This window comes from Pseudomonas syringae (genome assembly GCF_002157375.1).
GTDB classification, from domain to species: domain Bacteria; phylum Pseudomonadota; class Gammaproteobacteria; order Pseudomonadales; family Pseudomonadaceae; genus Aquipseudomonas; species Aquipseudomonas syringae_T.
Genome location: NZ_MTSA01000010.1, coordinates 68,788 through 95,548, shown reverse-complemented (window position 1 = coordinate 95,548; position 26,761 = coordinate 68,788). Strand labels below are relative to the sequence as shown.

At 61.1% G+C, this 26,761-nt stretch carries 24 protein-coding genes and 1 pseudogene; 15 read left to right on the top strand and 10 right to left on the bottom strand.

The features are described 5' to 3' along the window. Window positions 1-596: 596 nt before the first annotated feature. Window positions 597-1,700, top strand: coding sequence for a GlxA family transcriptional regulator (locus BW686_RS14325; RefSeq protein ID WP_084917837.1), 1,104 nt, complete (start codon window positions 597-599; stop codon window positions 1,698-1,700). Between the two features lie 63 nt (window positions 1,701-1,763). Here BW686_RS14325 and BW686_RS27695 read toward each other — a convergent pair whose 3' ends face one another. Both BW686_RS27695 and BW686_RS27690 read right to left on the bottom strand, forming a co-directional pair. After that, window positions 1,764-2,627, bottom strand: a complete 864-nt coding sequence (locus tag BW686_RS27695; protein WP_444860436.1) for a methyl-accepting chemotaxis protein — start codon at window positions 2,625-2,627, stop codon at window positions 1,764-1,766. Continuing rightward, window positions 2,619-3,374, bottom strand: a pseudogene (locus BW686_RS27690) (MCP four helix bundle domain-containing protein); the annotation flags it as partial. The gene BW686_RS27695 and the pseudogene BW686_RS27690, both read right to left, overlap by 9 nt. A gap of 446 nt (window positions 3,375-3,820) precedes the next feature. Here BW686_RS27690 and BW686_RS14315 point away from each other — a divergent pair. Both BW686_RS14315 and BW686_RS14310 read left to right on the top strand, forming a co-directional pair. Further along, the gene (locus BW686_RS14315) at window positions 3,821-4,054 is read left to right on the top strand and encodes a hypothetical protein (protein ID WP_002555595.1); all 234 of its coding nucleotides are present in this window, start codon (window positions 3,821-3,823) and stop codon (window positions 4,052-4,054) included. Next, a complete protein-coding gene (locus tag BW686_RS14310) occupies window positions 4,051-4,353 on the top strand; it encodes a cell division protein ZapA (RefSeq protein WP_005896439.1) in 303 nt (100 codons plus the stop codon). The genes BW686_RS14315 and BW686_RS14310 overlap by 4 nt, the downstream gene beginning before the upstream one ends. A gap of 147 nt (window positions 4,354-4,500) precedes the next feature. Here the strand turns inward: BW686_RS14310 and BW686_RS14305 are convergent, their stop codons facing one another. Both BW686_RS14305 and BW686_RS14300 read right to left on the bottom strand, forming a co-directional pair. Further along, window positions 4,501-5,214 (bottom strand): 3'-5' exonuclease, encoded by a 714-nt coding sequence (locus tag BW686_RS14305; RefSeq protein WP_084917833.1) that lies wholly within the window; start codon window positions 5,212-5,214, stop codon window positions 4,501-4,503. Beyond that, window positions 5,211-7,145 carry a DUF294 nucleotidyltransferase-like domain-containing protein gene (locus BW686_RS14300; RefSeq protein ID WP_084918078.1) on the bottom strand — a complete coding sequence of 645 codons (1,935 nt, stop codon included), beginning with the start codon at window positions 7,143-7,145 and terminating at the stop codon, window positions 5,211-5,213. Before BW686_RS14300 ends, BW686_RS14305 begins: the two co-directional genes overlap by 4 nt. A 230-nt stretch (window positions 7,146-7,375) precedes the next feature. Here BW686_RS14300 and BW686_RS14295 point away from each other — a divergent pair, with 230 nt between their 5' ends. After that, entirely contained in the window at window positions 7,376-7,822 is a 447-nt protein-coding gene (locus BW686_RS14295) for a response regulator (protein ID WP_084917831.1), read from the top strand. A 74-nt stretch (window positions 7,823-7,896) separates the two neighbouring features. On the opposite strand, the gene BW686_RS14290 is transcribed toward BW686_RS14295, so the two are convergent. Further along, on the bottom strand, window positions 7,897-10,074 hold the full coding sequence (locus BW686_RS14290; protein WP_084917829.1) for a malate synthase G: 2,178 nt from the start codon (window positions 10,072-10,074) through the stop codon (window positions 7,897-7,899). A 322-nt stretch (window positions 10,075-10,396) separates the two neighbouring features. On the opposite strand from BW686_RS14290, the gene BW686_RS14285 reads away from it, so the two are divergent. Beyond that, window positions 10,397-10,915, top strand: coding sequence for a glycine cleavage system protein R (locus BW686_RS14285; protein WP_084917827.1), 519 nt, complete (start codon window positions 10,397-10,399; stop codon window positions 10,913-10,915). A 222-nt stretch (window positions 10,916-11,137) separates the two neighbouring features. On the opposite strand, the gene rarD is transcribed toward BW686_RS14285, so the two are convergent. Both rarD and BW686_RS14275 read right to left on the bottom strand, forming a co-directional pair. Further along, the gene (rarD, locus tag BW686_RS14280) at window positions 11,138-12,025 is read right to left on the bottom strand and encodes an EamA family transporter RarD (protein WP_084917825.1); all 888 of its coding nucleotides are present in this window, start codon (window positions 12,023-12,025) and stop codon (window positions 11,138-11,140) included. Between the two features lie 197 nt (window positions 12,026-12,222). Continuing rightward, the gene (locus tag BW686_RS14275) at window positions 12,223-13,197 is read right to left on the bottom strand and encodes a serine/threonine protein kinase (protein WP_084917824.1); all 975 of its coding nucleotides are present in this window, start codon (window positions 13,195-13,197) and stop codon (window positions 12,223-12,225) included. A 193-nt stretch (window positions 13,198-13,390) separates the two neighbouring features. Between BW686_RS14275 and BW686_RS14270 the strand changes: the two genes are divergently transcribed. Genes BW686_RS14270 through BW686_RS14245 form a run of 6 tightly spaced genes read left to right on the top strand, consistent with a single transcriptional unit; the run spans window position 13,391 to window position 18,941 of the window. Continuing rightward, the gene (locus tag BW686_RS14270) at window positions 13,391-14,410 is read left to right on the top strand and encodes a LacI family DNA-binding transcriptional regulator (protein WP_084917821.1); all 1,020 of its coding nucleotides are present in this window, start codon (window positions 13,391-13,393) and stop codon (window positions 14,408-14,410) included. Continuing rightward, the gene (locus BW686_RS14265) at window positions 14,394-15,395 is read left to right on the top strand and encodes an ABC transporter substrate-binding protein (protein WP_084917818.1); all 1,002 of its coding nucleotides are present in this window, start codon (window positions 14,394-14,396) and stop codon (window positions 15,393-15,395) included. Before BW686_RS14270 ends, BW686_RS14265 begins: the two co-directional genes overlap by 17 nt. Beyond that, window positions 15,395-16,264 (top strand): ABC transporter permease, encoded by an 870-nt coding sequence (locus BW686_RS14260; protein WP_084917815.1) that lies wholly within the window; start codon window positions 15,395-15,397, stop codon window positions 16,262-16,264. The genes BW686_RS14265 and BW686_RS14260 overlap by 1 nt, the downstream gene beginning before the upstream one ends. Beyond that, complete coding sequence (locus BW686_RS14255; protein ID WP_084917812.1) at window positions 16,261-17,055, top strand: ABC transporter permease; 795 nt, start codon at window positions 16,261-16,263, stop codon at window positions 17,053-17,055. Before BW686_RS14260 ends, BW686_RS14255 begins: the two co-directional genes overlap by 4 nt. Continuing rightward, window positions 17,052-18,083, top strand: a complete 1,032-nt coding sequence (locus tag BW686_RS14250; protein ID WP_084917810.1) for an ABC transporter ATP-binding protein — start codon at window positions 17,052-17,054, stop codon at window positions 18,081-18,083. Before BW686_RS14255 ends, BW686_RS14250 begins: the two co-directional genes overlap by 4 nt. A gap of 24 nt (window positions 18,084-18,107) precedes the next feature. Continuing rightward, window positions 18,108-18,941, top strand: coding sequence for a phosphodiesterase (locus tag BW686_RS14245; protein WP_084917808.1), 834 nt, complete (start codon window positions 18,108-18,110; stop codon window positions 18,939-18,941). Between the two features lie 139 nt (window positions 18,942-19,080). Here the strand turns inward: BW686_RS14245 and BW686_RS14240 are convergent, their stop codons facing one another. The 3 genes from BW686_RS14240 to BW686_RS14225 all read right to left on the bottom strand — a co-directional run bounded on the left by BW686_RS14240 (window position 19,081) and on the right by BW686_RS14225 (window position 22,827). Beyond that, a complete protein-coding gene (locus BW686_RS14240) occupies window positions 19,081-20,997 on the bottom strand; it encodes a PhoX family protein (protein ID WP_084918076.1) in 1,917 nt (638 codons plus the stop codon). 81 nt (window positions 20,998-21,078) lie between these two features. Next, complete coding sequence (locus BW686_RS14235; protein ID WP_084917806.1) at window positions 21,079-21,843, bottom strand: TOBE domain-containing protein; 765 nt, start codon at window positions 21,841-21,843, stop codon at window positions 21,079-21,081. Between the two features lie 249 nt (window positions 21,844-22,092). Further along, the gene (locus BW686_RS14225; protein WP_084917802.1) at window positions 22,093-22,827 is read right to left on the bottom strand and encodes a ComF family protein; all 735 of its coding nucleotides are present in this window, start codon (window positions 22,825-22,827) and stop codon (window positions 22,093-22,095) included. 89 nt (window positions 22,828-22,916) lie between these two features. Here BW686_RS14225 and bioB point away from each other — a divergent pair, with 89 nt between their 5' ends. From bioB to bioC, 4 genes are all read left to right on the top strand, one after another. After that, the gene (gene bioB, locus BW686_RS14220; protein WP_084917799.1) at window positions 22,917-23,975 is read left to right on the top strand and encodes a biotin synthase BioB; all 1,059 of its coding nucleotides are present in this window, start codon (window positions 22,917-22,919) and stop codon (window positions 23,973-23,975) included. Between the two features lie 63 nt (window positions 23,976-24,038). After that, entirely contained in the window at window positions 24,039-25,229 is a 1,191-nt protein-coding gene (bioF, locus tag BW686_RS14215; RefSeq protein WP_084917797.1) for an 8-amino-7-oxononanoate synthase, read from the top strand. Then, entirely contained in the window at window positions 25,222-25,953 is a 732-nt protein-coding gene (locus BW686_RS14210; protein ID WP_084917795.1) for an alpha/beta fold hydrolase, read from the top strand. Before bioF ends, BW686_RS14210 begins: the two co-directional genes overlap by 8 nt. Further along, window positions 25,946-26,755, top strand: a complete 810-nt coding sequence (gene bioC / locus BW686_RS14205; RefSeq protein WP_084917793.1) for a malonyl-ACP O-methyltransferase BioC — start codon at window positions 25,946-25,948, stop codon at window positions 26,753-26,755. The genes BW686_RS14210 and bioC overlap by 8 nt, the downstream gene beginning before the upstream one ends. Window positions 26,756-26,761: the final 6 nt, after the last annotated feature.

Here is a 26,761-nt window from a genome sequence, read left to right as displayed (position 1 = left end):
CCAGTGCGCGCAAGGTCGCTTACAGATTCATTGCACCGTACGCGCGCCTGATTGCAGTGTTGGAACTGCTGAAAAGCGGCCAGTACGTTACGCAATCGCTGCGCGTTTTGGCAGCGTCGGTTGGCAGGTCGGTGCCTGCGCGAACGCGGTGCTTTGGAGGGAGGTTACGCCGACAAGTTCACTGTCGGGGGGACTTTTGCCGCCTGATCGACGTGACAGAGGGGATTTGCGGCCACTGCGCGATTTTCGAACACAGGCCTTTTCGGCCGCCACCTTTTAGCGCGTGACGCTATCGGCCACCTGGCATTTCGGGCGTGCTTTGAGTAGCACTCGGGGTGTGCCCGTGCCCTCGGTGTTTCTTTGAAGTGCTACCGAATTGCTCACCGGATACCGCTGTCGATGGGCGCTGGCGTCGCAAACAGGCATTGGGGTCGCTGCTGGTCAGGCGCTTGCGACGTCGTTTTCAGGTGTTATTGAACACGTGGTCAATTTGCGGCATGAGATTTGCGATGTCCTCATCAGGCCCTGTAATGGAAAGGGCTATAAGAAGAGCCCGTCCTGAGGCCAACCACAGCCACGTGTGAGGAGATAGTGTGATGACATCGTTCAATCCTGGGACTCAATCCCAGAACCGCGCGCCACAATCCATCGGTTTTCTGCTGCTGGATAACTTCACCCTGATCTCCCTCGCATCGGCGGTAGAACCCCTCCGCATGGCCAATCAGCTTTCGGGTCGTGAGCTGTATCGCTGGACCACATTGAGCCTGGACGGTGCGCAGGTCTGGGCCAGTGACGGCCTGCAGATCACACCGGATGCCGCCATGAACAAGGCACCGGCGCTCGATACCGTCATTGTCTGTGGCGGCGTGGGTATCCAGCGTGCCGTGACGCGTGAGCATGTGAGCTGGCTACAGAGCCAGGCGCGTCAGTCGCGTCGCCTCGGCGCAGTTTGCACGGGCAGTTGGGCACTGGCGTGCGCCGGGTTGCTGGACGGTTTTGACTGCAGCGTGCATTGGGAATGCCTGGCGTCGATGCAGGAAGCCTTCCCGCGGGTGTCGATGAGCACTCGGCTGTTCACGCTGGACCGCAACCGCTTCACCAGCTCTGGTGGCACGGCTCCGCTGGACATGATGCTGCACCTGATCAGTCGTGACCACGGTCGTGAATTGTCGGCGGCGATTTCCGAGATGTTCGTCTACGAGCGCATTCGCAACGAGCAGGACCACCAACGCGTCCCGCTCAAGCACATGCTCGGCACCAATCAGCCCAAGCTGCAAGAGATTGTGGCGCTGATGGAAGCCAACCTCGAAGAGCCGATCGACCTCGATGAACTGGCGGTGTATGTCGCCGTGTCACGCAGGCAACTGGAGCGACTGTTCCAGAAATACCTGCACTGCTCGCCCTCGCGCTATTACCTGAAACTGCGCCTGATCCGCGCCCGGCAATTGCTCAAGCAGACGCCGATGTCGATTATCGAAGTGGCGGCGGTGTGCGGCTTCGTGTCGACGCCGCACTTCTCCAAGTGCTACCGCGAATACTTCGGCATTCCGCCGCGCGATGAGCGCGTGGGGTCCAACACTGCGCAACAGGTTGCCATGATGCCAATCCCCCAGGCGCTGGTACTCGCCCCGATGTCCGGCCCACTGTCGGCACTGAGCCAGGCGCGCAACGAGTCGACGTTTGCGAGTGTGAGGCTGTAGTTCGACTGATCGTTGCGCGTACCGACGCACAGCGGCGGTACGCCAGTTGGCTTTTTCGCGTGATCAAAGCGCGAAGCGCGACACCATGCTGTTGAGGTCCACAGCCAGGCGTGACAGTTCGGTGCTGGCGGCGCTGGTCTGGTTGGCGCCGGTGGTGGATTGTGCCGACAGGTCGCGGATGTTCACCAGATTACGGTCCACTTCGCGGGCGACCTGAGCCTGCTCTTCGGCGGCGCTGGCGATGACCATATTGCGCTCGTTGATTTCTTCGACAGCGACATTGATGGTGTTCAGCGCCAGGCCCGCACCTTTGGCGATGCTCAACGTCGATTCAGCGCGCTCGGTGCTGCTGCGCATCGAGGTGACGGCCAGTTCGGTGCCACTCTGAATGCTGCCGATCATGCGTTCGATTTCGCTGGTCGATTGCTGCGTGCGGTGCGCCAGGGCGCGGACTTCGTCGGCGACCACAGCAAAGCCTCGCCCGGCTTCACCGGCGCGTGCAGCTTCGATGGCCGCATTGAGCGCCAGCAAGTTGGTCTGGTCGGCCAGGCCGCGAATCACGTCCAGCACTTTGCCGATGTCGCGGGACTCGTTGGCCAGGTTGATGATCAGCTCGGCGGTGCCTTTCACATCGCCGCTCATGCGCTCGATGGCGCCAACGGTTTCCTGAACCAGATCACGACCATCGCCAGCAGACGTTGCCGCATTGCGGGACGCTTGCGACGTGCTGACGGCATTGCGCGCCACTTCTTCGACGGCGCTGGTCATTTCGTTGACCGCGGTGGCCGCCTGTTCGATTTCGTTGTTCTGCTGCACCAGCCCGCGTGCGCTTTCATCGGTGACGGCGTTCAGTTCTTCAGCGGCCGAGGCCAGTTGCGTGGCTGAGCCGGAAATACCCTGCAGCGTGTCGCGCAGCTTTTCCTGCATGGTTTTCATGGCCAGCAGCAAGCGACCGGCTTCGTCGGTGCCGTCAATCTGGATCGGCTGGGTCAGGTTGCCTTTGGCGATGGTTTCCGCCGCGTGAAGGGCGGTGGCAATCGGTGCAGTGATGCTCTTGATCAGCATCCAGGCAAACACGAGGGTCAGCAGGGTCGCCGCGATCAGCAGCCCGATGACCATATGCAAGGCCGAGTCGTACTCGCTGGCGGCGTCTTTTTTGACCTGGTTCAACTGAACCGTATTGATCTCTACCAGTTTGCTGAGCACGGCGTTCATCTGGTCGGAGTTGCTGACCATTTCGTTGTTGAGCAGGTTCTGCAGCTCATCAAGCTTGTTAGCGCGCGTCAGCGTCTTCAGACGTTCTTCCAGCTGGCGATACTGTCCCAGCAGTTGAACGTATTGGCCGTAAAGATTGCGCTCGTTCGGATCGCTGATGAGTTTTTCGTAAATCGCCTGAGCGTCGGTGATCTGTTTGTTACGCATTGCCAGCAGGTCGATGGTCTTCTGCTGGGTTTCCGGATCGCGGTTGACCAGCAATCGGTAAGACAGAACCCGCAGGCGAATGCTGACTTCTGCGAAGCGATCCAGGCTCTTGATGCTGGGCACATTGTTGTCGGCCAGTACTTCGGTGGCGCTGCGGATCTTGCTCATCTGTGAAAGGGCGAAGACACCGAGAATCAGCATGAGTGCGCCGATCATGGCGAATCCAAGAAAGGCTCGGGGCGCGATGTTCATATTTCGCAGGGACATAGAAAGCTTCCGGGGTCAGGTACGCATTCCATGCGATTTAACGATGAAGGGGTGCAGTGATTGCAGTGAATGGCTGCCTATCGGTCATACGACTAAAGTCTTGAGCCCGCAGGCACTTAATACGCATGACCTGTTGGTGGCGCTTTTCAGGTCGTCAGGTGATTGGCAGGCGCAAGCCGTTGAAAAGGCTGGGGTGTGCGGTTTTTGGGTGATGTCAGTTTGCCCAGAGACTGTGCGCATTTGTCGCAGTCCGAGACGGTCTGACGAACAGCGGGAACCGGAATCCGAATACGCAGTCACAAGCCCCCTATGCGTTTGCGTTATCGACGTGTCCATGCCGTGGCAGGTCAGTATTCAAACCCTGAGCGCTGGCATGCGCAGTGACTTTTCTTTATCGTGTGCGCCCGTTGAAATTTGCTCGAGAAATCAAAATGTTGGAAGCCTCCCTTAGCCAATTGGAACAGCTTGTCGGTGATCTGGTGCAACAGAATCAGGCCCTTCAGGACACAAATGCACAGCTCGGCGCCGAGCTGGCAAAAGCCAAGGACGAGAACGAGAACTTGCAACTGAGCCTGATGGAGCAGGAAGAAAAACAGGGCAGCACCGCCGCCCGTATCCAGGCACTGGTTGACCGCGCGACCAGCGCAAGCGCTGTCGGCGCATGAACGTCGACGGCAGCGGTGTAACCGTTCTTTCGATTCTGGGTAATGAGTACTCGGTCAAAGCGCCGGCTGGCGAAGACCTGACGCTCATGAAGGCCGCCGCGATGCTCAATGCGTCGCTGGCCGACACCAAGCGCAAATACCCGACCCTGATCGGGGACCGCTTGCTGGTCCTGGCCGCCCTGAACCTCTGTTCGCAACAGATCGAGCTTGAGCAACTGCACAAGGTCGAGCTGAAGCGTTACCGGGAAAAGGTCGATGCGACGGTGGATGTGATCGCCAAGACTATTTCTCAGGGTTGAGTGCAGGTCGTTAAACGCAAGTCCTGAACAGTCCGAAAAGCGCGGCTTTTGTGGGAGCGGACTTGTCCGCGATGGGCTGCGAAGCGACCCTGAAACGCGGAAGGGGTAGCGTGGGCAACTGATTTGACGCAATGATGCGAGTAGCCATCAGAACGAATGCGATTGCCTGCGTCTGCGCCACTGCCCCAGACGTTCGTCAAGCAGCAGCGGGCTGTCGATCCGCTGCTTGCGAGCATGGCTGAACAGAATCAGCGCCAGCTCTGCAGTCACCAAAGCATCGGCGCTGGCGTGGTGGCGCTCCTCGGCATGCAGCCCGAAGAATCGGGTCCAGTCGTCCAGCCCGGCGTGACGCAGGTTAGCCTGTTCGCACAGCATCGGCGCGATTTCGGCCACGTCGAAAAAAGGATGCTGCAACCGATAGCCCAGGCTTTCTTTCAAAGCGCGCGACAGCATGTGCTGATCAAACGGCGCGTGAAAACCAAGAACAGGGCTGTCCCCGACAAACGCCATCAAATCCAGTAACGCTTCGACAGGTTCGCTGCCTGCCGCAATGGCGCTAGGTGCCAGCCCGTGAATCAACACGGCAGGGCTGACCTTGTGATCGACGCGCAACAGCGTGCGCTCGAACTGTTGGCCCAGGTCGATGGCGCCGTCTGCAATAACCACCGCGCCGATGGACAGCACCTGATCGCGGCTCATGTTCAGGCCGCTGGTTTCAAGGTCCAGCACCACCCAACGCTGTTGGCGCAACGGCTTGTCACTGAGCGTTGCACACGTCGGCAACCGCCTGAGCCGAGCCAGTTGGCCGGCGTCCAGGTGTGTCGTCTTCGGACGTGGTTTCAGCCATTCGAACAGATTCATAATTGGTAGCGCAGCGTGAGACTGGTTTGCAGCCGCTGCGCCTGACGAAACGATTCGCGCAGAATGCGGCGGTCCAGATGGTTGAGCGTGTCCGGGTCGATGCGGTTGGAGTACGCCAGGTTCTGGCGACTCTGCAACTGATGCTGCTGCATGCGGGTTTGCTGGATGAAGTGGTAAGCCTCTTGGTACGCGGCGCCATCCAGCGGATCGATGACCTCGCGTTCGACCAGTTGCCGCAGTCGTTCCTGAGTGTTGTTGACGGCAATGCCGTTAGCCAGCGCCAGCAGCCTCGCGCCGTCTACAAAAGGCGTCAAACCTTCGGTCTTGAGGTCCAGGGTGTCTTTTTCATTGCCCTTGCGAGCCAGAACGAAATCCTTGAAACGGCCCACCGGCGGACGCTGACGCAGGGCGTTATCAGCCATCATGCGCTGGAACAGCCGGTTATCGGCGACCTGATCAAGAATGCCGCGCCGCAATTGCTCGCCGCCGCTTTCATCGCCCCAGACCACGCGCAGGTCAAAGTAGATACTCGACGCCAGCAGGTTTTCCGGCGTGGCCTCGCGGATGAACGCCGCAAAACGGCGTGACCATTCTTGTCGTGACAGGCACAGGTCAGGGTTGCCCGCCATGATGTTGCCTTTGCACAGCGTGAAGCCGCACTGCGCCAGGCTCTGATTGATGCGTTCGGCAATCGGCAGCAGCAGCGTCCGGATATGTTCGGCCTCGGCTGCATCGTTGGCCTCGAACAGAATGCCGTTGTCCTGATCGGTGTGCAGCGTCTGTTCGCGTCGGCCTTCGCTGCCGAAACACAGCCAGCTGAATGCAACGCCGGGGTCGCCTTTTTCAGCCAGTGTCAGTTCAATCACCCGGCAGACGGTGTGGTCGTTGAGCAGGGTAATGATCTGGGTGATCTGGGTCGAAGAGGCGCCGTGGGCCAGCATGCGGTCGACCAGTTGAACGATGTCGCCACGCATGCCCGCAAGCGCTTCGATCCGTGGCGCAGTGCGAATGGTGCGCGCCAGATGCACAAGGTCTACACGCTGCAGGGAGAACAGATCCCGCTCCGACACGACTCCGCACAATCGGCGATCTCTGACCAGGCACACATGGGCAATGTGGCGCTCCGTCATGGCAATGGCCGCATCGAAGGCGCTGGCGTCCGGGCTCAGATGAAACGGCGAGCGGCTCATGCTGCAACTCACGGGCGCACTGAAGTCCGCATTCACATCGGCAACCGCTTCACGCAGGTCGCGCAGGGTGAAGATACCCAGCGGTGCTTGCTGTTCGTCGACGATCACGATACTGCCCACCTGTTGCTCGTGCATTTGCTTCACGGCGTCGCGCATCGGCGTCTCAGGGCTGCACATCACCGGGTGACGCATGGCCAGGTCGCCCAAGCGCGTGTTCAGGGAGTATTGGGTGCCAAGGGTCTCAGCGGCGCGCTGCTGGACTTGCTGATTGACCTGATCCAGCAGGCTGCTGACCCCGCGCAAGGCGAAGTCCCGAAACGTCGTGGACAGCGCGAAGAGCTTGATGAACGCCTGTTTGTTCAGTTGCAGGCAAAACGTATCCTCGGCGGCCAGATGCTCGGTACGGGTGGCGCGCTCACCCAGCAGAGCGGCCAGCGGGAAGCATTCGCCGGTGGTGATTTCGAAGGTCGTTTCAGTGCCGCCTTTGGCAGAATGCGGGCGTTCACCGACAATTCGTCCCTGCTTGACGATGTAAAAATGTTCTACTGGTCCATCGCCGGGCTTGATGATGCTCTCATCAGCGGCGTAGAACCTGAGCTGACATTGCTCGACAAGGTAGGCCAGATGCGCGTTTTCCATCTGGTTGAACGGCGGGAATTTTTGCAGGAACTGCATGGTGCCGTGTATGTTCTGCAACACGGCTGTCTTGCCTGCCTGGGTGAAAGCATCTGCCTTGCTCATGGCCTGATCCGCGTTCTTGTTATTGGTGCTCATGGTCGGCCGCTTGCTACCAGGTGCCCATTGGACGTAAGTCTTACGCCCAGGCGAGTGACACAGCCAGGACGATCGCGGGAGAACTGATGGACAAACGCAATGGATTGCGAGCAGCACCTGGCCAGGATGCCGACGAAATACATCGCAGATTGATCTGAATCTGTTGTCGGATAAGTCCAGGGAATGATGAGACTGCAATGATTGACCACGATATTCTGAGCGACGAAGAGCGCAATGCCCTCCATGAGGTCATGCTCACGCCCGAACGCGACGCGCCGCAGCGGGTCCTGATCGTTGATGACGACAGTGACGCGAGAGAACTGCTGGCAGAGATCCTGAGTCTCAACGACATCAGCTGCATGACCGCGCCCGGTGGTGACATCGCCCTGCGAATGCTCGAAACCCGCCAGTCCATCGGCTTGCTGATCACCGACCTGCGCATGGCCCCTTTCGACGGACTGCATCTGATCCGCAAGATCCGAGAGTCGGATCGCGCCGAGTTGCCCATCATCATCGTTTCCGGCGACGCTAACGTGCGCGACGCCATCGACGCCATGCACTTGAGCGTGGTGGATTTCCTGCTCAAACCGCTGAATACCAAGCAGTTGGTGAAGCTGGTGAAGCGGGAATTAGGGGTGAGTTAGCGCACGGAGCCTGCCGCCATGGGAGAAGGGTGTTTGTCCGGAGAGGACAAACACCCCACCTGTTTCAGGGGGCGTTACACCCCGTTTTTAGCCTTGAACTCACGACGACGACGGTGCAGCACCGGCTCGGTGTAGCCGTTGGGTTGTCGTGTGCCTTCGATCACCAGTTCAACGGCCGCCTGGAAGGCGATGTTGCTGTCGAAATCCGGTGCGAGTGGGCGGTATAGCGGATCGTTGGCGTTCTGGCGGTCTACGACCGGTGCCATGCGCTTCAGGCTTTCCAGCACTTGAGCTTCAGTGACCACTCCGTGACGCAGCCAGTTGGCCATGTGCTGACTGGAGATGCGCAAGGTCGCGCGGTCTTCCATCAGGCCGATGTCGTTGATGTCCGGTACTTTCGAGCAACCTACGCCTTGGTCGATCCAGCGCACGACATAGCCGAGGATGCCTTGGGCGTTGTTGTCGAGTTCGTTCTGGATTTCTTCAGGCGTCCAGTCGGTGTTCGGCGCAAGCGGGATGGTCAGGATGTCATCCACCGAGGCCTGTTCACGCTGGGCCAGTTCGGCCTGACGGGCGAACACGTCGACCTTGTGATAATGCAGGGCGTGCAGCGCAGCGGCGGTGGGCGAGGGCACCCATGCAGTGTTTGCGCCAGCCAGTGGGTGAGCGATTTTCTGCTCCAGCATGGCGGCCATCAGGTCCGGCATGGCCCACATGCCCTTGCCGATCTGTGCGCGACCTTGCAGGCCGCATTTCAGGCCGATATCGACGTTGGCGTTCTCGTAGGCCGAGATCCATTTTTCGGCTTTCATCTGCGCCTTGCGCACCACCGGGCCAGCTTCCATCGAGGTGTGGATTTCATCGCCGGTGCGGTCGAGGAAGCCGGTGTTGATGAATACCACGCGCTCGCTCGCCGCCTGGATGCAGGCCTTGAGGTTGACCGTGGTACGGCGCTCTTCGTCCATGATCCCGACTTTCAGGGTGTTGCGCGGCAAGCCCAGTACTTGCTCGATACGGCCGAACAGTTCGTCAGTGAAGGCGGCTTCTTCCGGCCCGTGCATCTTCGGTTTGACGATGTACGTCGAGCCGCTGCGGCTGTTGCTGCGCGAGGTGCTGCCATTGAGGTTGTGGATCGCGGCAAGGCTGGTCAGCAGGCCGTCGAGAATGCCTTCCGGCACTTCGTTGCCCTGCTTGTCGAGTATCGCGTCGATGGTCATCAAGTGGCCCACGTTGCGGATGAACAGCAACGAGCGCCCGTGCAGCGTGACTTCGCCGCCTTGCGGCGTGGTGTAGACCCGGTCCGGGTTCATGGTGCGGGTAAAGGTGTCGCCGCCCTTGGAGACCGATTCAGCCAGATCACCTTTCATCAGGCCCAGCCAATTGCGGTAGACCACCACTTTGTCGTCGGCGTCGACGGCCGCGATGGAGTCTTCACAATCCATGATGGTGGTCAGTGCGGCCTCCATGAGGATGTCTTTCACGCCCGCCGGATCGGTCTGGCCGACCGGGCTTGCGGCGTCGATCTGCAATTCGAAATGCAGGCCGTTGTGCTTGAACAGCACAGCGAAGGGCGCCAGGGCGTCACCCTGTAAACCGACCAGTTGTGCGTCATCGTGCAGGCCGGTGTTGCTGCCGCCCTTGAGGCTGACAACCAGTTTGCCGTCGATCATTTTATAAGCCGTCGAATCGACATGGGAGCCCGCCGCCAGTGGCGCGGCCTGGTCCAGGAAGGCGCGGGCGAAGGCGATGACCTTGTCGCCACGTACCTTGTTGTAGCCCTTGCCCTTTTCTGCGCCGCCGTCTTCGCTGATGGCGTCGGTGCCGTACAGCGCGTCATACAGCGAGCCCCAGCGGGCGTTGGATGCATTGAGCGCGAAGCGCGCGTTCATCACCGGCACGACCAGTTGCGGGCCGGCCATCGTGGCTATCTCTTCGTCGACATTTTGCGTGGTGATCTGAAAGCCTGCCGGTTCAGGCAGCAGATAGCCGATTTCCTGAAGGAAGGCTTTGTAGGCCGAGGCGTCGTGAGCCTGTCCGGCGCGAGACTGATGCCAGGCATCGATTTGTGCCTGCAATTCATCACGTTTGACGAGCAGTGCCTTGTTCTTTGGCGCGAGGTCGTGGATCAGCTTGTCCGCACCGGCCCAGAACGCGTCGGCATCGACGCCGGTTCCGGGGATGGCTTCGTTTTGCACGAAGTCGAACAGGACTCTGGCGACTTGCAGGTCACCGACTTGAACGTACTCAGTCATTGCACTTGCCTCACTCTGCTCAGCAGGGTCGAGCACACTCGGGGAGCGCTCTGTCATTGATCTTGGTGTTATGTAGTGCTCGCTGCGGGATACTACATGAGCCGCAGTCGTGTGAAAACGTCGCTAGACAGGCCACTGAACGACGGCGCTTGCGAATTGAATCACACCGCTGTTCACTGCGCGCTCGAAAGCGCTCAGGATTGTTCCATAAAGCGAGCCGGACGGCACACGATTTGCCATCCATGAGCTGCGCGTCAAGCAGGCCTATACTCGGGCGACCGTTGCCGTTTTCAAACCATCTGCACAGAAAGAGGAATTGACCGTGGATCATCTCGTCGTAACGCTGGTTGCTCCCGACAAACCGGGCCAGGTCGAACGCATCGCCCAGTGCATTGCCGAGCAGGGCGGCAACTGGCTGGAAAGCCGCATGTCACGGATGGCCGGGCAGTTCGCCGGGATTCTCAAGGTCGGTGTCGAGCCACAGCACTACGACGACCTGATCAAAGCGCTGAACGACTTGTCGGTCCACGGCATCCGCATGCTACTGGCCGAGAGCGTGGTCGAGACCACGGGTGCCACGCGCCCGATCAGCATGGAACTGGTCGGCAACGACCGCCCCGGCATTGTGCGCGACATCACCCGCTTGCTGGCCGGGCAGGGTGTCAACGTCGAACACCTGATCACCGACGTGTCCCCGGCGCCCATGAGCAGCGAGTTGCTGTTCCACGCCGATGCAGTGCTCGGCGTACCGTTGGGCTTGTCGCTGGACGATCTGCAGGCAGGGCTTGAAACCCTGGCTGATGATCTGATGGTGGAGTTGGTGTTGCGCAGCGAGGAGTGAAGTGCGTTCAGGTTATCCAGATTAACCGTGCATCCGCCTGTGGATAACCTGGGGGAAGAGCCGTGCGCGTCAAGCCTGCCGTGGCTTGGCGACGATTGATCAAAAAACCAGCAGTTTCAAAGGCTTGTACACAGATAAGGTCAGTCTGCCTGTGGATAACCCTTGGAGAACCTCTTGCAGGCCACGTTCTGCGTGGCCTGCGTAACGTTGTTTGTTTTTTGATCAGTGGCGGCCGCGGGATTTGAGCCAGATATCCACACTGTAAATCGCCAGGCCGGCCCAAATGAAGGCAAAAGTGATGATGGTGCTGGTGGTCAGGTGTTCGCCATACAGCAACACCGCCAGCAGCAGGACCAGAGTGGGCGCGATGTATTGCAGAAAACCGAGTGTCGTGAAGGGCAAATGGCGCGCTGCGGCGTTGAAGCAGACCAGCGGTATCAGCGTTACCGGGCCTGCCGCCGCCAGCCAGATGGCTTGAGTGGTGCTCCAGAACTCTGCTTGTGCGGTGACGGCCGTCGGGTTGAGCGCCAGCCAGATTAGCGCCAGCGGCACCAGCATCCAGGTTTCCACCACCAGGCCGGGCAGGGCGGCGACCGGGGCTTTTTTGCGGATCAGGCCGTAAAACGCGAAGGTCAGTGCCAGCGCCAGCGACACCCACGGCAAGCTGCCGACGTGCCAGACCTGCTGCGCAACGCCCGTCGCAGCCAGAGCGACTGCGACCCACTGCAGACGCCTGAGCCGCTCGCCGAGCAGCAACATGCCAAGCAGCACGTTGACCAACGGGTTGATGTAGTACCCCAAGCTGGCCTCAAGCATGCGCCCGTTGTTCACCGCCCAGACGTAGACGATCCAGTTGGCGGCGATCAGGGTGCCGCTCAGCGCCAGAACGGCCAGCCGTTGCGGGTTGTCGCGCAAGTCGCGCCACCAGCCGGGATGCTTCCAGAACATCAGTACGATCGAGCCGAAAAGCGCCGACCATAGCGCGCGATGGATGATGATCTCGATGGCCGGGACGGCAGCGATGGCTTTGAAGTACAGAGGGAACAGGCCCCATATGGTGTAAGCACTCAGGCCCAGGATGTAGCCACGGCGTGGATTGGCAGCTTGCATGGAGCGTCCCTTAAATGCAGAAATTCCGGTTTATTGTCGGGGTGATGCGGTTGGTCGTGTGTGCTCAGACACCTCTCGTTCCTCACGCTCCTGCGTGGGAACGCCCTTTGTGACGCTCCGCGTCACACATCTGCGCCGCAGCGCGGGCTCCAGAACGGCGTGCCACTGCGGAGCATTGGCATGAGAGTCGAATCAGATCAAAACAGCTTCAGTGGCTCTTCATTCAGCGCTGACATTTGCTCGCGCAGCGCGAGGATGTGGTCGCCCCAATAACGCTCGGTGCCGAACCACGGGAAACTGTGGGGGAATGCCGGGTCGTCCCAGCGACGGGCCAGCCAGGCGCTGTAGTGCATCAGACGCAGCGCACGCAAGGGTTCGATGAGGGCCAGTTCGCGGGGATCGAAATCGTGGAATTCGTTGTAGCCGTCCATCAATTCGGAGAGCTGGCCAAGGCGTTCCTGACGGTCACCCGCCAGCATCATCCAGATGTCCTGCACCGCGGGGCCAAGACGGCAATCGTCGAGGTCGACAATGTGGAACATTTCATCCCGGCACATCATGTTGCCGGGGTGGCAGTCGCCGTGCATGCGGATGTTGGTGTGCGGTGTTGCGGCGTAAACATCTTCTACGCGCTTGAGCAGATCACGGGCCACCGACTCGTAGGCCGGTAACAGGCTGCGTGGAATACAGTCGTTTTCCAGCAGGTAATTGACCGAGTCGTGACCGAAGTTTTTCACGCCCAGTGCTTCACGATGCTCGAACGGCTTGGTCGAACCGACGGCATGAAGACGCCCCAGCAACTGGCCGAGACGGTACAGCTGATCAAGGTTGCCCGGCTCCGGCGCACGTCCGCCGCGGCGCGGGAACAGTGTGAAGCGAAAGCCGGCATGTTCGAACAGGGTCTCGCCGTTATGCACCATTGGCGCGACAACCGGCACTTCGACGTCGACCAGTTCAGCGGTGAAGCTGTGTTCTTCGAGGATGGCTTCGTTGGTCCAGCGCTGCGGGCGGTAGAACTTGGCGATCAATGGCTGACCGTCTTCGATACCGACCTGATACACGCGGTTTTCGTAACTGTTGAGCGCCAGGATGCGTGCGTCGCTGAGAAAACCGATGCTTTCGACAGCATCCAGGACCAGATCGGGAGTAAGTGTTGCAAACGGGTGAGCCATGACTACTCCTGCGCGCAGCAGGTTGCCGCGTCGGACCGGTGATGGTAACGCAGACCGGACCCGCTTCGCCAAACCCATCCGAATAAAGTGCCCAAGGGTTGCGTTGTCATTAAACGGTCATCGCCCGTTCGCGATTCAGCCATGTTTGGCGCTTAAAGTCGCGGCCAATGAGATCGATCTCAAGCGAGCGACAATGACTGATTTGAAAGAGGTTGCACGACTGGCCGGGGTTTCCCGGGCCACCGCTGCACGTGCCTTCGCCAGCCCCGATGTGGTGAAACCCGAAACCCGTGAGCGCGTGTTCGCTGCCGCCCGCGCATTGGGTTTTCGGCCAAATCGACTGGGGCGTCAGTTGCGTCTGCAAACCACCAATCTGATTGGCGTCGTGGTGCCGAACCTGCTCAACCCGGTGTTTGCCGAACAGTTTCAGGCGATGGCGCGGGCAGCGCGGGCGCGGGGCTACAACTTGCTGCTGGCGACTACCGACTACACGTCGGAACGTGAGAGCGCCGTGGTTGAAGAATTGCTGCGCCAGCGAGTCGACGGGCTGGTGCTGACGGTGACCGACGCCGAGCACAACCGCGTGCTGCAAAGCCTGGTCAGCGAAGACACCCCGTTTGTGCTGGCTTATCACCAGACCCACAACCCGGATTACAGCGCCGTGTCGGTGGATAACCGCGCAGGGATGGCCCTGGCCACTCGATACCTGATCGACGCCGGCCATCAGCGAGTTGCGATGGTGGCCGGCCCGGCCATGCAGTCCGACCGCGCTCGCCTGAGGTATGACGGTTATCGCGACGCCATGAACGAGCGTGGGCTCGAGGCCCGGGCAGTGATTGAAATGCCTGCCCACACGAGCGCCGACTTCGCCGCGCTCGAACCCTTGTTGCGCGGCCCGAACGCTCCCAGCGCGCTGGTCTGCTCCAACGATCTGCTGGCCATCAGCCTGATTGCCGAACTGCGCCGCCACGGCTGGGGCGTTCCTGAGCGGCTGTCGGTCATCGGCTTCGACGGCATCGCACTGGGCACCCAGATGCACCCCACGTTGTGCAGCGTGGTTCAGCCCATTGCCGAGCTGGCACAGATTGTCATCGATCAATTACTGGCACGGATTGCTGGCGCAGTACCGGTTTCTCATTGTCTGCCGTGCCACATCCGGCCCGGCGAAAGCACCCAGCCCTACCAAGAGATGCTTCATGATCAGCCTCAGTAAAACCCTCGCGGCACTGCTGTTATGCGGTGCGGCCAGCCTCGCCCAGGCCGCCGAAACCGCCATCTGCTACAACTGCCCGCCTGAATGGGCCGATTGGGGCACTCAGCTCAAGGCCATTGCCGACAGCACAGGCGTGCAGGTGCCGCTGGACAACAAGAACTCCGGGCAGGCGCTGGCGCAGATCGTTGCCGAACAGGCCGCACCGGTGGCCGACGTGGTGTATTACGGCGTGACCTTCGGCCTGCAAGCGCAGAAAGCGGGCGTGGTCGACACTTACAAACCCAAACACTGGGACGATATTCCGGCAGGTCTGAAAGACCCGCAAGGGCACTGGTTCGCCATTCACTCCGGCACGTTGGGCATCATGGTCAACGTTGACGCACTGGGCGGTTTGCCGGTGCCGCAGAGCTGGGCGGATCTGCTCAAGCCTGAATACAAAGGCATGGTCGGTTACCTCGATCCGTCCAGCGCCTTCGTCGGCTATGTCTCTGCCGTGGCGATCAACCAGGCAATGGGCGGCACGCTGGACAACTTCGGCCCGGCCATCGATTACTTCCAGAAGCTGGCCAAGAACTCGCCCATCGTGCCCAAGCAGACGGCCTATGCCCGCGTGCTGTCCGGCGAACTGCCGATTCTGGTCGACTATGACTTCAACGCCTACCGCGCCCGCTACAAGGACAAGGCCAACGTCGCGTTCGTGATTCCGAAAGAGGGCACCATCGGCGTTCCGTACGTAATGAGCCTGGTTGCCAAGGCGCCGCACCGTGCCAACGCCGAAAAGGTGCTGGATTTCGTGCTGTCCGATGAAGGTCAGGCGCTGTGGGCCAAAGCCTATCTGCGCCCGGTGCGTTCGAACATGCCGGCCGACGTCGCCGCGCAGTTCTTGCCCGACAGCGACTACGCCCGTGCCGGTGTGGTGGATTACCAGCACATGGCCGCTGTGCAGGAAGCCTTCGCTGCCCGTTACCTGCGTGAGGTGAAGTAATGTCAGCCTCGCCGGGACAAGCGTTGACTCTGCGCAAGGGCGGATTTTTCAGGCTGCAGCTGCGCCCGACCGCTGCGGTGGCGCTGGCCCCGGCGATGGCGGTACTGCTGGCATTTTGGCTGCTGCCGTTGACTCACCTGATCATGCTCGGTACGCAAAGTCCGGAGGGTAATGGCAGCGGTTACTGGCAGGTACTGAGCAGCGCGCAGTACCTCGGCAGCCTGGCGCAAACCTGCCTGCTGGCGCTGGTGGTGACGCTTGCGGCGTTACTGGTCGGTGGCATCAGCGGGGTATTTCTCGCCCGCAATCATTTTTTTGGACGCTCTGCACTGGTGGCCTTGCTGACCTTTCCGCTGGCGTTTCCCGGCGTGGTGGTCGGCTTTCTGGTGATTCTGCTGGCCGGTCGGCAAGGGATCTTCGCCGCGCTCGGCCTGCAACTGGCCGGTGAGCGCTGGGTGTTTGCCTATTCGTTGACCGGGCTGTTCATCGGCTACCTGTATTTTTCGATCCCGCGGGTGATCCTGACTGTCATGGCCGCCTGCGAAAGCCTGGACCGCAGCCTTGAAGAGGCCGCGCACTCGCTGGGTGCCGGCCATTGGCGCGTGGTGTGCGATGTGATCATTCCAGGGCTGACGCCGGCGCTGGTGTCCTGTGGTGCGATCTGCTTCGCCACTTCAATGGGTGCCTTCGGCACGGCGTTCACGCTGGGCACGCGGCTGAATGTCACGCCCGTGGCGATCTACAACGTGTTCACCAATTACGCCAACTTCACCGTGGCCGCTGCGCTGTCGGTGATCCTCGGGCTGGTGACCTGGGCGGTGCTGTTGCTGGCCCGCCGCATGGTCGGGAAATCGGGAGTCGCCTTGTGAAACGCTCTCCATTGTTTGCGGCGCAACTGGCGTTCACGCTGCTGGTTTGCGCGTTCATGCTGGTCCCGGTGGTGCTGTCGCTGTTGGCTGGCCTGACCCGCAATTATTTTCAGGGCCTGTCGAGCGGTTTGACGTTCGACTGGTTGGTGCAGGTCTGGCAGGCCTACTCGCCGACGGTCTGGCTGTCGCTGCAGTTGGCGGTGGCCTGCGCGATCTGCGTGTGTCTGGTTGGCGTGCCGGCGGCCTATGCGCTGGTGCGCATGAACAATCGCTTCAGCCGCGCGTTTGAAGAACTCATGGTGCTGCCCGTGGCCATGCCCGGTCTGGCCAGCGCCCTCGCGTTACTGCTGACCTACGGGCAGTTCGGCGGCTTTCGCAGCAGCTGGTTGTTTATCCTGGTGGGCCATGTGCTGTTTACGCTGCCGTTTCTGGTGCGTCCCGTCATGGCGGTCATGCAGCGTCAGCAATTGCCGGTGCTCGAAGAGGCCGCCGCCAGCCTGGGGGCCGGGCCGATCAAACGCTTTTTCAGCGTGGTGGTGCCGAACTGCCGGGCCGGGATTCTGGCCGGTGTGTTGATGGTCGTGACCCTGTCGCTGGGTGAATTCAACCTGACCTGGATGCTTCACACGCCGATGACCAAGACCCTGCCGGTCGGTCTGGCCGACAGCTATGCCTCGGCCCGACTGGAAGTCGCCAGCGCCTACACCCTTCTTTTTCTGTTGCTGATTGTGCCGCTGCTGATTGCGTTGCAGGCCATCAGCGCACGCCTTGCCCGTGGAGAGAGCCGATGAGCGGAACCACCATTCGCCTGAAGGGCTGCCGCAAGGCATTTGCCGACGGCACCGTTGCTGTACAGGATTTGCACCTGACCATCGAACCCGGCGAGACGCTGGCGATTCTCGGCCCGTCCGGTTGCGGCAAGACCACCACCTTGCGCCTGATTGCCGGTCTTGAGCGGCCGGATGTCGGCCAGGTGCTGTTCGATGATCAGGACGTCACGCGCCTGCCCATCGAGCGACGCGACGTCGGCATGGTGTTTCAGAACTATGCGTTGTTCCCGAATCTCGATGTGGCCGGCAACATTGTTTACGGCTTGAAGATTCGGGGGCTGTCGGCTGCCGAGCGCAACAAGCGTTGCGACGAGTTGCTGGAACTGGTCGGTTTGACCGGCCACGGCAATCGCCGCGTCAACGAGCTGTCTGGCGGTCAGCGTCAGCGGGTCGCGCTGGCCCGCGCACTCGCGCCGCGTCCTCGGGTGTTGTTGCTCGACGAACCGCTTGCTGCGCTGGATGCACAGTTGCGCGAGCGCCTGCGCAGTGAGCTGGACCAATTGCTGCGCGGGCTGGGCATCACGTCGGTGTTCGTCACCCACGATCAGGGCGAAGCAATGGCCTTGGGCGACCGGATTCTGGTCATGGAAAAAGGCTGCGTGGCGCAATTGGCGACGCCCAGGGAAATCTATCAACAGCCCGCCAATGCATTTGTCGCCGGGTTTGTCGGCAATCTGAATGCGTTCAGTGTGGTCGAGCGTACGGTATCGGGGCTCAAGGTGAGCGGCGGCGAATTGCCGTGGAGCGGCGCCGATGCACCGGGCACGGTGTATTGCCGTCCCGAACATCTGCGTCTGATGCCGGGAAGCGGGCATTTACAAGGGCGGCTGGTGGGGCAGTTTTTTCAGGGGGCGCAAAGTCGCTTGCTGGTCGATGTCGGCGGCCCGCAGCCGCTGTTGGTGGACAGCACCGACAACGTGATTTACGCCGCAAACGCTGCCATCGCCCTGAGTGTCGAGCCGCAACGGCTGTTCGCCCTGCATTCGTGAAACCGTTTCTGTCGAGAGATTATTGTGAATCGTTCGTTTCTTATTGCTCAGATCAGCGACCTGCACCTCAAGGCGGACGGCCGTCTGACGTATGGTGTGGTCGATACGCTTGAAGCCTTGCGCCGCGCCGTTGCGCACATCAATGCCAGCAAGCAGCGCCCTGACATCGTGGTCGTCAGCGGTGATCTGGTGGACTTTGGTCGTGCGGATGAATATGCCGTGCTGAAGCCTGAGCTGGAGCGCCTGAAAATGCCGTTCTACCTGGTGCCCGGCAATCATGATGATCGGGATAACCTGCTGGCTGCGTTTGCGGATCAGGTGTACCTGCCGTTGTCGGCCAGCGGGCCGCTCGACTGGGTGGTGGAAAAGTACCCGGTGCGTCTGATCGGGCTGGACACTACGATCCCTGGCGAGCATGGCGGGCAACTGGATTACTGCCAGCTGGACTGGCTGCACGCCCAGCTGTCACGTCGGCCTTACGTGCCGACCCTGATCATTCTGCATCACCCGCCGTTCATCACAGGGATCGGCCACATGGACCGCGAACCCTTCGGCAATGCGTCTGCACTGGAGCGTGTGATTGCGCAGCATCCGCAGGTGGAACGCCTGCTGTGCGGCCATTTGCATCGACCGATGCAGCGCCGTTTCGGTGGCAGCGTGGCAAGCATCTGCCCGGGTACTTCACACCAGATCGTGCTCGACCTCGATGAAGCCGCCCCGGCACACTTCAACCTTGAACCGGCAGGCTACGTGCTGCATCGCTGGGTGCCGGATCAGGGGCTGGTGAGTCATAACGCAGTGTTCGGCGACTATGAAGGGCCATACCCGTTTTATGATGAGGGTGGGTTGATTGATTGACGCGGGTTCTGGGGGAGGGTTATCGCTCCCACGCTCTGCGTGGCAGCGCTGTTCTGGACGCCCTGCGCCCTCTTCGTGACGTGACGCAGAGCGTCTAGAACGGCATGCCCACGCAGAGCGTGGGCACGATGAGTGTCGATCAGGCGCCGATAACGCCGCCATCTTCCCGGGTAATTACCATCACCGATGAGCGCGGCTTGCCGTTGGGCAAGTGCTCGGGGAAGGTGGAGCCGCCGTTTTCGCCGGGGTGCTGAATGCCGATGAACATCGTCTTGTAGTCAGGCGCGAAGCTGATACCGGTGATTTCGCAACCGACCGGGCCGACCAGAAAGCGACGGATCTCGCCACTGGCAGGGTCCGCGCAAAGCATCTGGTTGTTGCCCATGCCCGCGAAGTCGCCCTTGTTGCTGGAGTCGCCGTCGGTCTGGATCCACAGCCGACCGGCCTGATCAAAACTCAAGCCGTCCGGGCTGTTGAACATGTTCTGCGCGTTGATATTGCTCGACCCGGCCTGCGGCGTACCGGCATGCACTGCAGGGTTGCCCGCGACCACGAACAGATCCCACTCGAACTCCATCGCCGAAGGATTGCTGCCTTCTTCGCTCCAGCGCAGGATCTGCCCGTACTGGTTCTTGGCGCGCGGATTCGGTCCGCCGACAGGCTGGCCCTCATCGCCGCGCTTGATGTTGTTGGTCAGCGTGCAATACACCTGGCCATTCTTGGGGCTGACCACGATCCACTCTGGACGGTCCATGCGCGTGGCCTTGACGACACTGGCCGCGAGGCGCGCGTGAATCAGCACTTCAGCCTGATTGTTGAAACCGGCAGCAGCGTCGAGGCCATTCTTGCCGTGGGTCAGTTCGATCCACTGACCTTTGCCTTTTGGATGATCCGGGTTGTTGTCGCCCCCGTCGAACTGCGCCACGTACAGCGTGCCGTGGTCCAGCAGGTTGCGGTTGGCTTTCGGATTCGTGTGATCGACCTTGTCACGGCTGATGAACTTGTAGATGAACTCGCCGCGCTCGTCGTCGCCCATGTACACCACGGCGCGTCCGCCTGTGGTCTGCGTGAAGGCGGCGTTTTCATGCTTGAAGCGACCGAGCGCAGTGCGCTTGACCGGCGTTGATTTGGGATCGAACGGATCGATTTCGACCACCCAGCCGTGACGATTGAACTCGTTGGGGTTCTTGGCAATATCGAAGCGCGGGTCGTGCGGGTGCCAGTTGATTTCCTTGCTGGCGGCCACGACGCCGTAGCGCTTCATGCCGGCGTCGAACGCCTGTGCAGGGTTGCTGCTGCCGAAGCAATCAGTGAAGTTTTCCTCACAGGTCAGGTACGTGCCCCACGGCGTCTGGCCGCTGGAGCAGTTCTGGAATGTCCCCAGCGCGTGGGTGCCGGTCTTGTCGGCATCCGTTTTGAGCCAGTCGTGACCGGCAGCCGGCCCGCTCAGGTTGATCGGCGTGTTGCCGTGGATGCGACGGTTGTAGCGCGAGTCCTGGACGAACTGCCATTTGCCGTTTTTCAGCTGGACCTCAATGACTGACACGCCTTCTGCGGCAAGTGCCTTCTGCACTTCTTCAGCCGATTGCGGCTCTTTGCCGTGATCGAAGAGGTAACGGTAGTTGGTGTATTCGTTGTTGATGGCCATCAGCGCGCGGTCTTTGTGACCCGGCATCGGGAACAGACACATGCCATCGTTGTTGTCACCGAACTGCTCTTCCTGAGCCTTGGCCGTGCCTTTGCCGCTCGGGTCGAAAGCCGGACCGCCAGCCTGTAACGGCTGGCCCCAACTGATCAGGACCGATGACGTATAACCTTTCGGCAGGCTGATGCTGTCGGCGGTGGCCGTAGGGATGCTTTCAAAACCCAGCAAGGTGCCCGAGGCTGCGCTGACACTGTCGGCCAGCACAGTGCGGCTCAGCATTGTGCCGCCCAGGAACATCGCTGCGCCGCACAATGCGCCGGCACTGATGAAGCCACGGCGTGTCAGGCCGCCCCTGTTGGCGTCGACAATGGTTTCCAGATCGGTGGTTTGATTTTCTTCTAATAATTTCATCATCACGGCTCCCTCGAATATGGCAGCCACCTTAGTGGGCACATATGACGAAATTGTGTCGCCGTGATGACGCGCCGAGGCTTAGAGCGGTATACCCAGCAGCACAAACGACGCCGCGAATCTTGCCTGCACGGCAACGCCGGTTTTCAGCTGTTGCGCCTGCAGGTGTGCAGGTGTCGCCAGGGCGCATAATGTCTGGCCGCTCGGGAGTTTGATGCGCACTTCGCTCGGGCCGTCATCGGCCTCGATCACGCTCTCTATCTGCCCGATCAAACAATTGTTTCCATTTGTTTCTTCTGTGCCTGGCGGGTGCAATTCCAGCCAGCCGGCCTTGATCAGTGCCACCGCATCGGTGCCGATTTCCAGCCCCAGGTGCAGCGTGCTGTCGTGGGTCACTTGCGCTTCGATAAACACCTCATCGGCCAATTGCAGACGAACCAGGTCATGGTGGCCGTGGCGGGTGATGCCGACGATGCGGCCCAGCAGCTGGTTGCGCGCACTGGTGCGCAGCGTGAGGCGATTGAGCAGGTCCAGATCGCTGCTGTCTTCGGCGGCTTCCAGCACCTGAGCCTGTAATGCCTGCACCCGTTGATAGAGGCGCAGCACTCGCTCGCCCTCGACCGACAGCTTCGCGCCGCCACCGCCGCGCCCGCCGACGCTGCGTTCCACCAACGGCTTCTGCGCCAGATTGTTCAGCTCATCGATGGCATCCCAGGCCGCCTTGTAACTCAGCCCGGCGCTTTTCGCGGCACGGGTGATCGAGCCTTGCTCGGCAATGTGTTGCAACAGCGCAATGCGCTGCGGACGACGGACCATGTGTTGCGTGAGTAATGGGGGCAGGGACATGGTGATCCGCTAAGGCTGGGGAGGAACGGGCAGTATGATCGTTCTCGTGCATGGCGTCGAAACCGGACGCGGAGCGTGGGAGCGATGAACGTCTTGGAATAACCATCGTGCCAATGCTCCGCGTTGGCGCGCCTTTCGTGACGCTCTGCGTCACCATTCTGCGCCGCACCGCACGCTCAAGATCGGACGCGGAGCGTGGGAGCGATGAGAACACCAGGCCACCTCATCAACGGTGGGCGCAGCGCCCAATCAGTCCCCTGGTTTGGGCGTTCGCGCCAGGCAATACACGTCGACCCGTCGCGCACCGGCGTTGGTCAATAAACGTGCAATGACGTCTGCCGTGGAGCCGGTGGTGAGAACGTCGTCGACCAGTGCCAGGTGCTTGCCCTGCACCCAGTCGGCATCAACCAGGGTGAAGGCACCGCGCAGATTCTGCTTGCGGGCTTTGGCGTCGAGACCTTGTTGCGCGGCTGTTTCCCGAGTGCGCAGCAGGTGGTGCTCATCGACAGGCACGTTCAGTTGTTTGCCCAGCCACCCAGTGAGCATCGCGGCCTGATTGTAACCGCGCTCACGCAGGCGTTTGTTGGCCAGAGGCACAGGCAGCAGGTAATCGGGGCGCGGCAAGCCTTCATCGAAGCGGTGCTGAAGAAAGTGCCCGCACAGTTCCGCCAACAGTCGCCCCATCGGCCATTTTCCGTTGTGTTTGAAGCGCGTAATCAGGCTGTCCACCGGAAAGTCATACCGCCAAGGCGCGATGACCTGGTTGAAGGCGGGAGGGCGCTTGCTGCACGGCCCGCAAATCAGACCGGCACCGGGCAATGGCAGCGCGCAACAGTCGCACTGGGCGCCCAGCCACGGTAATTCGGCTTCACAAGGCACGCAGATGGGGACCGGCACCTCACTGCGCTCATCGCATAACAAACAGGGTTGTTTGTTTTTTAACCAGATGTAAACCTCATGCTTGTGTCTGGGTTGACAGTGCATGGCTCTTCCTTAAATATGCCCGACATCCGTGTCGCGCCTGTGGTCTTTTTCGCCCTCGCGCCTTGCCCAGAAACACCAAGGAGCCGCTCATGAGCGCCAGCACCACCGCCACTTTGCGTCACGACTGGACTTTAGCCGAGGTCAGGGCACTGTTTGTACAGCCATTCAATGACCTGCTGTTTCAGGCGCAAACGGTGCATCGCGCTCACTTCGACGCCAACCGCGTTCAGGTCTCGACCCTGTTGTCGATCAAGACCGGCGCGTGCCCTGAAGACTGCAAGTACTGCCCGCAATCCGGGCATTACAACACCGGTCTCGAAAAAGAAAAGCTGCTGGAAGTGCAGAAGGTCCTCGAAGAGGCGGCGCGCGCAAAGGCCATTGGGTCGACCCGTTTCTGCATGGGCGCGGCCTGGAAACACCCTTCTGCCAAAGACATGCCTTACGTCCTGGAGATGGTCAAAGGCGTGAAAGCGATGGGCATGGAAACCTGCATGACCCTGGGCCGTCTTGATCAGGAGCAGACCGAGGCGCTGGCCACCGCAGGCCTGGATTACTACAACCACAACCTGGACACTTCGCCTGAGTTTTACGGCAGCATCATCACCACCCGAACTTACGGCGAGCGCCTGCAAACCCTGGCCTACGTGCGCGATGCCGGGATGAAGATCTGCTCGGGCGGCATTCTGGGCATGGGCGAGTCCCTCGATGACCGCGCCGGGCTGCTGATCCAGTTGGCAAACCTGCCTGAGCACCCCGAGTCGGTGCCGATCAACATGCTGGTCAAGGTGGCCGGCACGCCGCTGGAAAACGCCGAAGACGTCGACCCTTTCGACTTCATCCGCATGCTGGCCGTTGCGCGGATTCTGATGCCCCAATCCCACGTGCGTCTGTCTGCCGGTCGTGAAGCCATGAACGAGCAAATGCAGGCACTGGCGTTCTTCGCCGGTGCCAACTCGATTTTCTACGGCGACAAGCTGCTGACCACCGCCAACCCGCAAGCTGACAAGGACATGCTGCTGTTCTCGCGTCTGGGCATCAAACCCGAAGCGGGTGAAGGCCACGCCGACGAGGTGCATCAAGCCGCCATTGAGCAGGCGCTGGTCGAACAGCAAAGCAGTTCGATGTTCTACGACGCGGCCTCTGCCTGATGCCATGAGCGGGCCGGTTTCATCGGCCCGTTTTGAATCGCCACATTCCAGAGCGGGGCCTGCATGTCTTTCGATCTTCGAGCGCGCCTTGACGGCCGTCGCGCCCAACAGCTTTACCGCCAGCGCCCCTTGCTGCAAAGCCCGCAGGGTCCGAAGGTCATTGTCGACGGGCAGCCGCTGCTGGCGTTCTGCAACAATGACTACATGGGCCTGGCCAATCACCCCGAGGTGATTGCTGCCTGGCAGGCAGGTGCCGAACGTTGGGGCGTGGGCGGCGGGGCATCGCATCTGGTGATCGGCCACAGCGCGCCGCATCACGCGCTGGAAGAAGCCCTCGCCGACCTGACCGGACGCCCGCGAGCGTTGTTGTTCTCCAACGGGTATATGGCCAACCTCGGTGCGGTGACAGCGTTGGTCGGGCAGGGCGACACGGTGCTGGAAGACCGCCTCAATCATGCTTCGCTGCTGGATGCCGGTTTGCTCAGCGGCGCACGTTTTTCCCGCTATCTGCATAACGACGTCGACAGTCTGAACGCGCGTCTGGAAAAGGCCGTGGGCGATACGCTGGTGGTGACTGACGGCGTGTTCAGCATGGATGGCGACATCGCTGACTTGCCTGCGCTGGCTCAGGCTGCCAAAGCCAAAGGTGCCTGGTTGATGGTCGATGACGCCCACGGTTTCGGACCGCTGGGCGCAAACGGTGCAGGTATTGTCGAGCATTTCGGCCTGGGGCTGGACGATGTGCCGGTGCTGGTCGGTACGCTGGGCAAGTCGTTTGGCACCTCCGGGGCATTTGTCGCCGGCAGTGAAGAGCTGATCGAAACCCTGATCCAGTTCGCCCGGCCCTACATCTACACCACCAGCCAGCCGCCTGCGCTGGCCTGCGCCACGCTGAAAAGCCTGCAACTGCTGCGCACCGAGCACTGGCGTCGTGAGCATCTGACGCGCCTGATCCAGCAATTCAGGCGCGGCGCCGAGCAGCTCGGTCTGCAACTGATGGACAGTTTCACACCCATCCAGCCAATCCTGATCGGCGACGCCGGGCAGGCTTTGCGTCTGTCGCAACGGCTTCGTGAACATGGTGTGCTGGTCACGGCCATTCGGCCTCCGACCGTGCCTGCGGGCAGCGCGCGTCTGCGTGTGACGTTGTCTGCCGCCCACAGCGAAGCCGACGTGCAGCTATTATTAGAGGCGCTTGAGCAGTGCTACCCGCTGCTGGATGCACGTGAGCCCACGGAGTGCCTCTATGCGTAACCGTCTGATTCTGCTGCCGGGCTGGGGCCTGGGCGTTTCGCCGCTGGAACCGCTTGCTGCCGCGTTGCAGGGGCTGGACGAGCATCTGCGAGTCGAGATCGAGTTGTTGCCGGACATCGACAGTTGCGACCTTGCAGACTGGCTCGAAGAACTGGACACCAACCTGCCGGAAGATGCCTGGCTGGGCGGGTGGTCGCTGGGCGGCATGCTGGCTGCCGAACTGGCGGCGCGGCGCGGCGACGGTTGCTGCGGCTTGCTGACCCTGGCCAGTAATGCCTGCTTCGTCACCCAGGGCGCATGGCCGAATGCAATGCCCGCGCAGGATTTCGATGCGTTTCTGGCAGGCTGTTCTGTCGATCCGGACGCAACGCTCAAGCGCTTCAGCCTGTTATGCACGCAGGGCGCAGAAGACCCGCGCGGTCTGGCACGCCTGCTCAAGGCCGGTGCGCCGCACACCTCGAAAACCGCGCTGGTCGACGGGCTGAAAATACTTCAGCAACTCGACACCCGCAGCGCGCTGCAAACCTACCGTGGGCCGCAATTGCACCTCTTCGCCGGGCTTGATGCGTTCGTGCCGGCCGAGGCCGCGAGTGATTTGCTGGCCTTGTTGCCGGATGTCGAGGTCGGCGTGATCGAACAGGCCAGCCATGCGTTTCTTCTGGAAAACCCACACGGCGTGGCGGCGGCGATTCAAGCCTTTTTACATGAGTCAGGTGATGACTGATCTTTCAAATCCCAAGCTGCCCTCTGTGCTGCCCGACAAGCGCCAGGTTGCAGCGTCGTTTTCCCGGGCGGCGGGCAGCTATGACAGTGTGGCGGCCCTGCAACGCAGCGTCGGCAACGAGTTACTGTCGCGGTTGCCGGCAGGGTTCGCTCCTTCACGCTGGCTCGATCTTGGGTGCGGCACCGGCTATTTCAGCCGAGCGCTGGCCCGCACCTTCAGTGAAAGCGAAGGCATCGCGCTGGACATCGCCGAAGGCATGTTGCACCACGCGCAGCCGCTGGGCGGTGCGCAGCATTTTGTGGCCGGTGACGCCGAGCGCTTGCCATTGCGTGACCAGAGTTGCGAGCTGATGTTCTCCAGCCTCGCCGTCCAGTGGTGTGCGGATTTTGCTGCGGTGCTGAGTGAGGCGCGTCGCGTATTGCAGCCTGGCGGCGTATTTGCCTTCGCCAGCCTGTGCGTGGGTACGCTGTATGAGCTGCGCGACAGTTGGCAGGCCGTAGATGGCCAGGTGCATGTGAACCGCTTCCGCCGCGAGGATGACTATCGTCAGCTGTGCGCCGCCAGTGGTCTGCGGGTCCATAGCCTCGACGTTCGTCCGCACGTGCTGCACTACCCGGACGTGCGCAGCCTGACCCACGAATTGAAGGCCCTCGGTGCGCACAACCTCAATCCGGGAAGACCCGGCGGCCTCACCGGTCGGGCGCGAATGCTGGGCATGGTCAACGCGTATGAGCGCTTTCGCCTGGAAGCGGGGCTGCCTGCCACGTATCAGGTGGTCTATGCCGTTCTTGAAAAAAACTGATGTTTT

What these genes read in the sequence shown, in the direction of transcription:
- BW686_RS14325 (WP_084917837.1), top strand. Translation starts at nt 597, where the DNA reads ATGACATCGTTCAATCCTGGGACTCAATCCCAGAACCGCGCGCCACAA.
- BW686_RS27695 (WP_444860436.1), bottom strand. Translation starts at nt 2,627, where the DNA reads ATGCAGGAAAAGCTGCGCGACACGCTGCAGGGTATTTCCGGCTCAGCC.
- BW686_RS14315 (WP_002555595.1), top strand. Translation starts at nt 3,821, where the DNA reads ATGTTGGAAGCCTCCCTTAGCCAATTGGAACAGCTTGTCGGTGATCTG.
- BW686_RS14310 (WP_005896439.1), top strand. Translation starts at nt 4,051, where the DNA reads ATGAACGTCGACGGCAGCGGTGTAACCGTTCTTTCGATTCTGGGTAAT.
- BW686_RS14305 (WP_084917833.1), bottom strand. Translation starts at nt 5,214, where the DNA reads ATGAATCTGTTCGAATGGCTGAAACCACGTCCGAAGACGACACACCTG.
- BW686_RS14300 (WP_084918078.1), bottom strand. Translation starts at nt 7,145, where the DNA reads ATGAGCAAGGCAGATGCTTTCACCCAGGCAGGCAAGACAGCCGTGTTG.
- BW686_RS14295 (WP_084917831.1), top strand. Translation starts at nt 7,376, where the DNA reads ATGATTGACCACGATATTCTGAGCGACGAAGAGCGCAATGCCCTCCAT.
- BW686_RS14290 (WP_084917829.1), bottom strand. Translation starts at nt 10,074, where the DNA reads ATGACTGAGTACGTTCAAGTCGGTGACCTGCAAGTCGCCAGAGTCCTG.
- rarD (WP_084917825.1), bottom strand. Translation starts at nt 12,025, where the DNA reads ATGCAAGCTGCCAATCCACGCCGTGGCTACATCCTGGGCCTGAGTGCT.
- BW686_RS14275 (WP_084917824.1), bottom strand. Translation starts at nt 13,197, where the DNA reads ATGGCTCACCCGTTTGCAACACTTACTCCCGATCTGGTCCTGGATGCT.
- BW686_RS14270 (WP_084917821.1), top strand. Translation starts at nt 13,391, where the DNA reads ATGACTGATTTGAAAGAGGTTGCACGACTGGCCGGGGTTTCCCGGGCC.
- BW686_RS14265 (WP_084917818.1), top strand. Translation starts at nt 14,394, where the DNA reads ATGATCAGCCTCAGTAAAACCCTCGCGGCACTGCTGTTATGCGGTGCG.
- BW686_RS14260 (WP_084917815.1), top strand. Translation starts at nt 15,395, where the DNA reads ATGTCAGCCTCGCCGGGACAAGCGTTGACTCTGCGCAAGGGCGGATTT.
- BW686_RS14250 (WP_084917810.1), top strand. Translation starts at nt 17,052, where the DNA reads ATGAGCGGAACCACCATTCGCCTGAAGGGCTGCCGCAAGGCATTTGCC.
- BW686_RS14240 (WP_084918076.1), bottom strand. Translation starts at nt 20,997, where the DNA reads ATGAAATTATTAGAAGAAAATCAAACCACCGATCTGGAAACCATTGTC.
- BW686_RS14235 (WP_084917806.1), bottom strand. Translation starts at nt 21,843, where the DNA reads ATGTCCCTGCCCCCATTACTCACGCAACACATGGTCCGTCGTCCGCAG.
- BW686_RS14225 (WP_084917802.1), bottom strand. Translation starts at nt 22,827, where the DNA reads ATGCACTGTCAACCCAGACACAAGCATGAGGTTTACATCTGGTTAAAA.
- bioB (WP_084917799.1), top strand. Translation starts at nt 22,917, where the DNA reads ATGAGCGCCAGCACCACCGCCACTTTGCGTCACGACTGGACTTTAGCC.
- bioF (WP_084917797.1), top strand. Translation starts at nt 24,039, where the DNA reads ATGTCTTTCGATCTTCGAGCGCGCCTTGACGGCCGTCGCGCCCAACAG.
- BW686_RS14210 (WP_084917795.1), top strand. Translation starts at nt 25,222, where the DNA reads ATGCGTAACCGTCTGATTCTGCTGCCGGGCTGGGGCCTGGGCGTTTCG.
- bioC (WP_084917793.1), top strand. Translation starts at nt 25,946, where the DNA reads ATGACTGATCTTTCAAATCCCAAGCTGCCCTCTGTGCTGCCCGACAAG.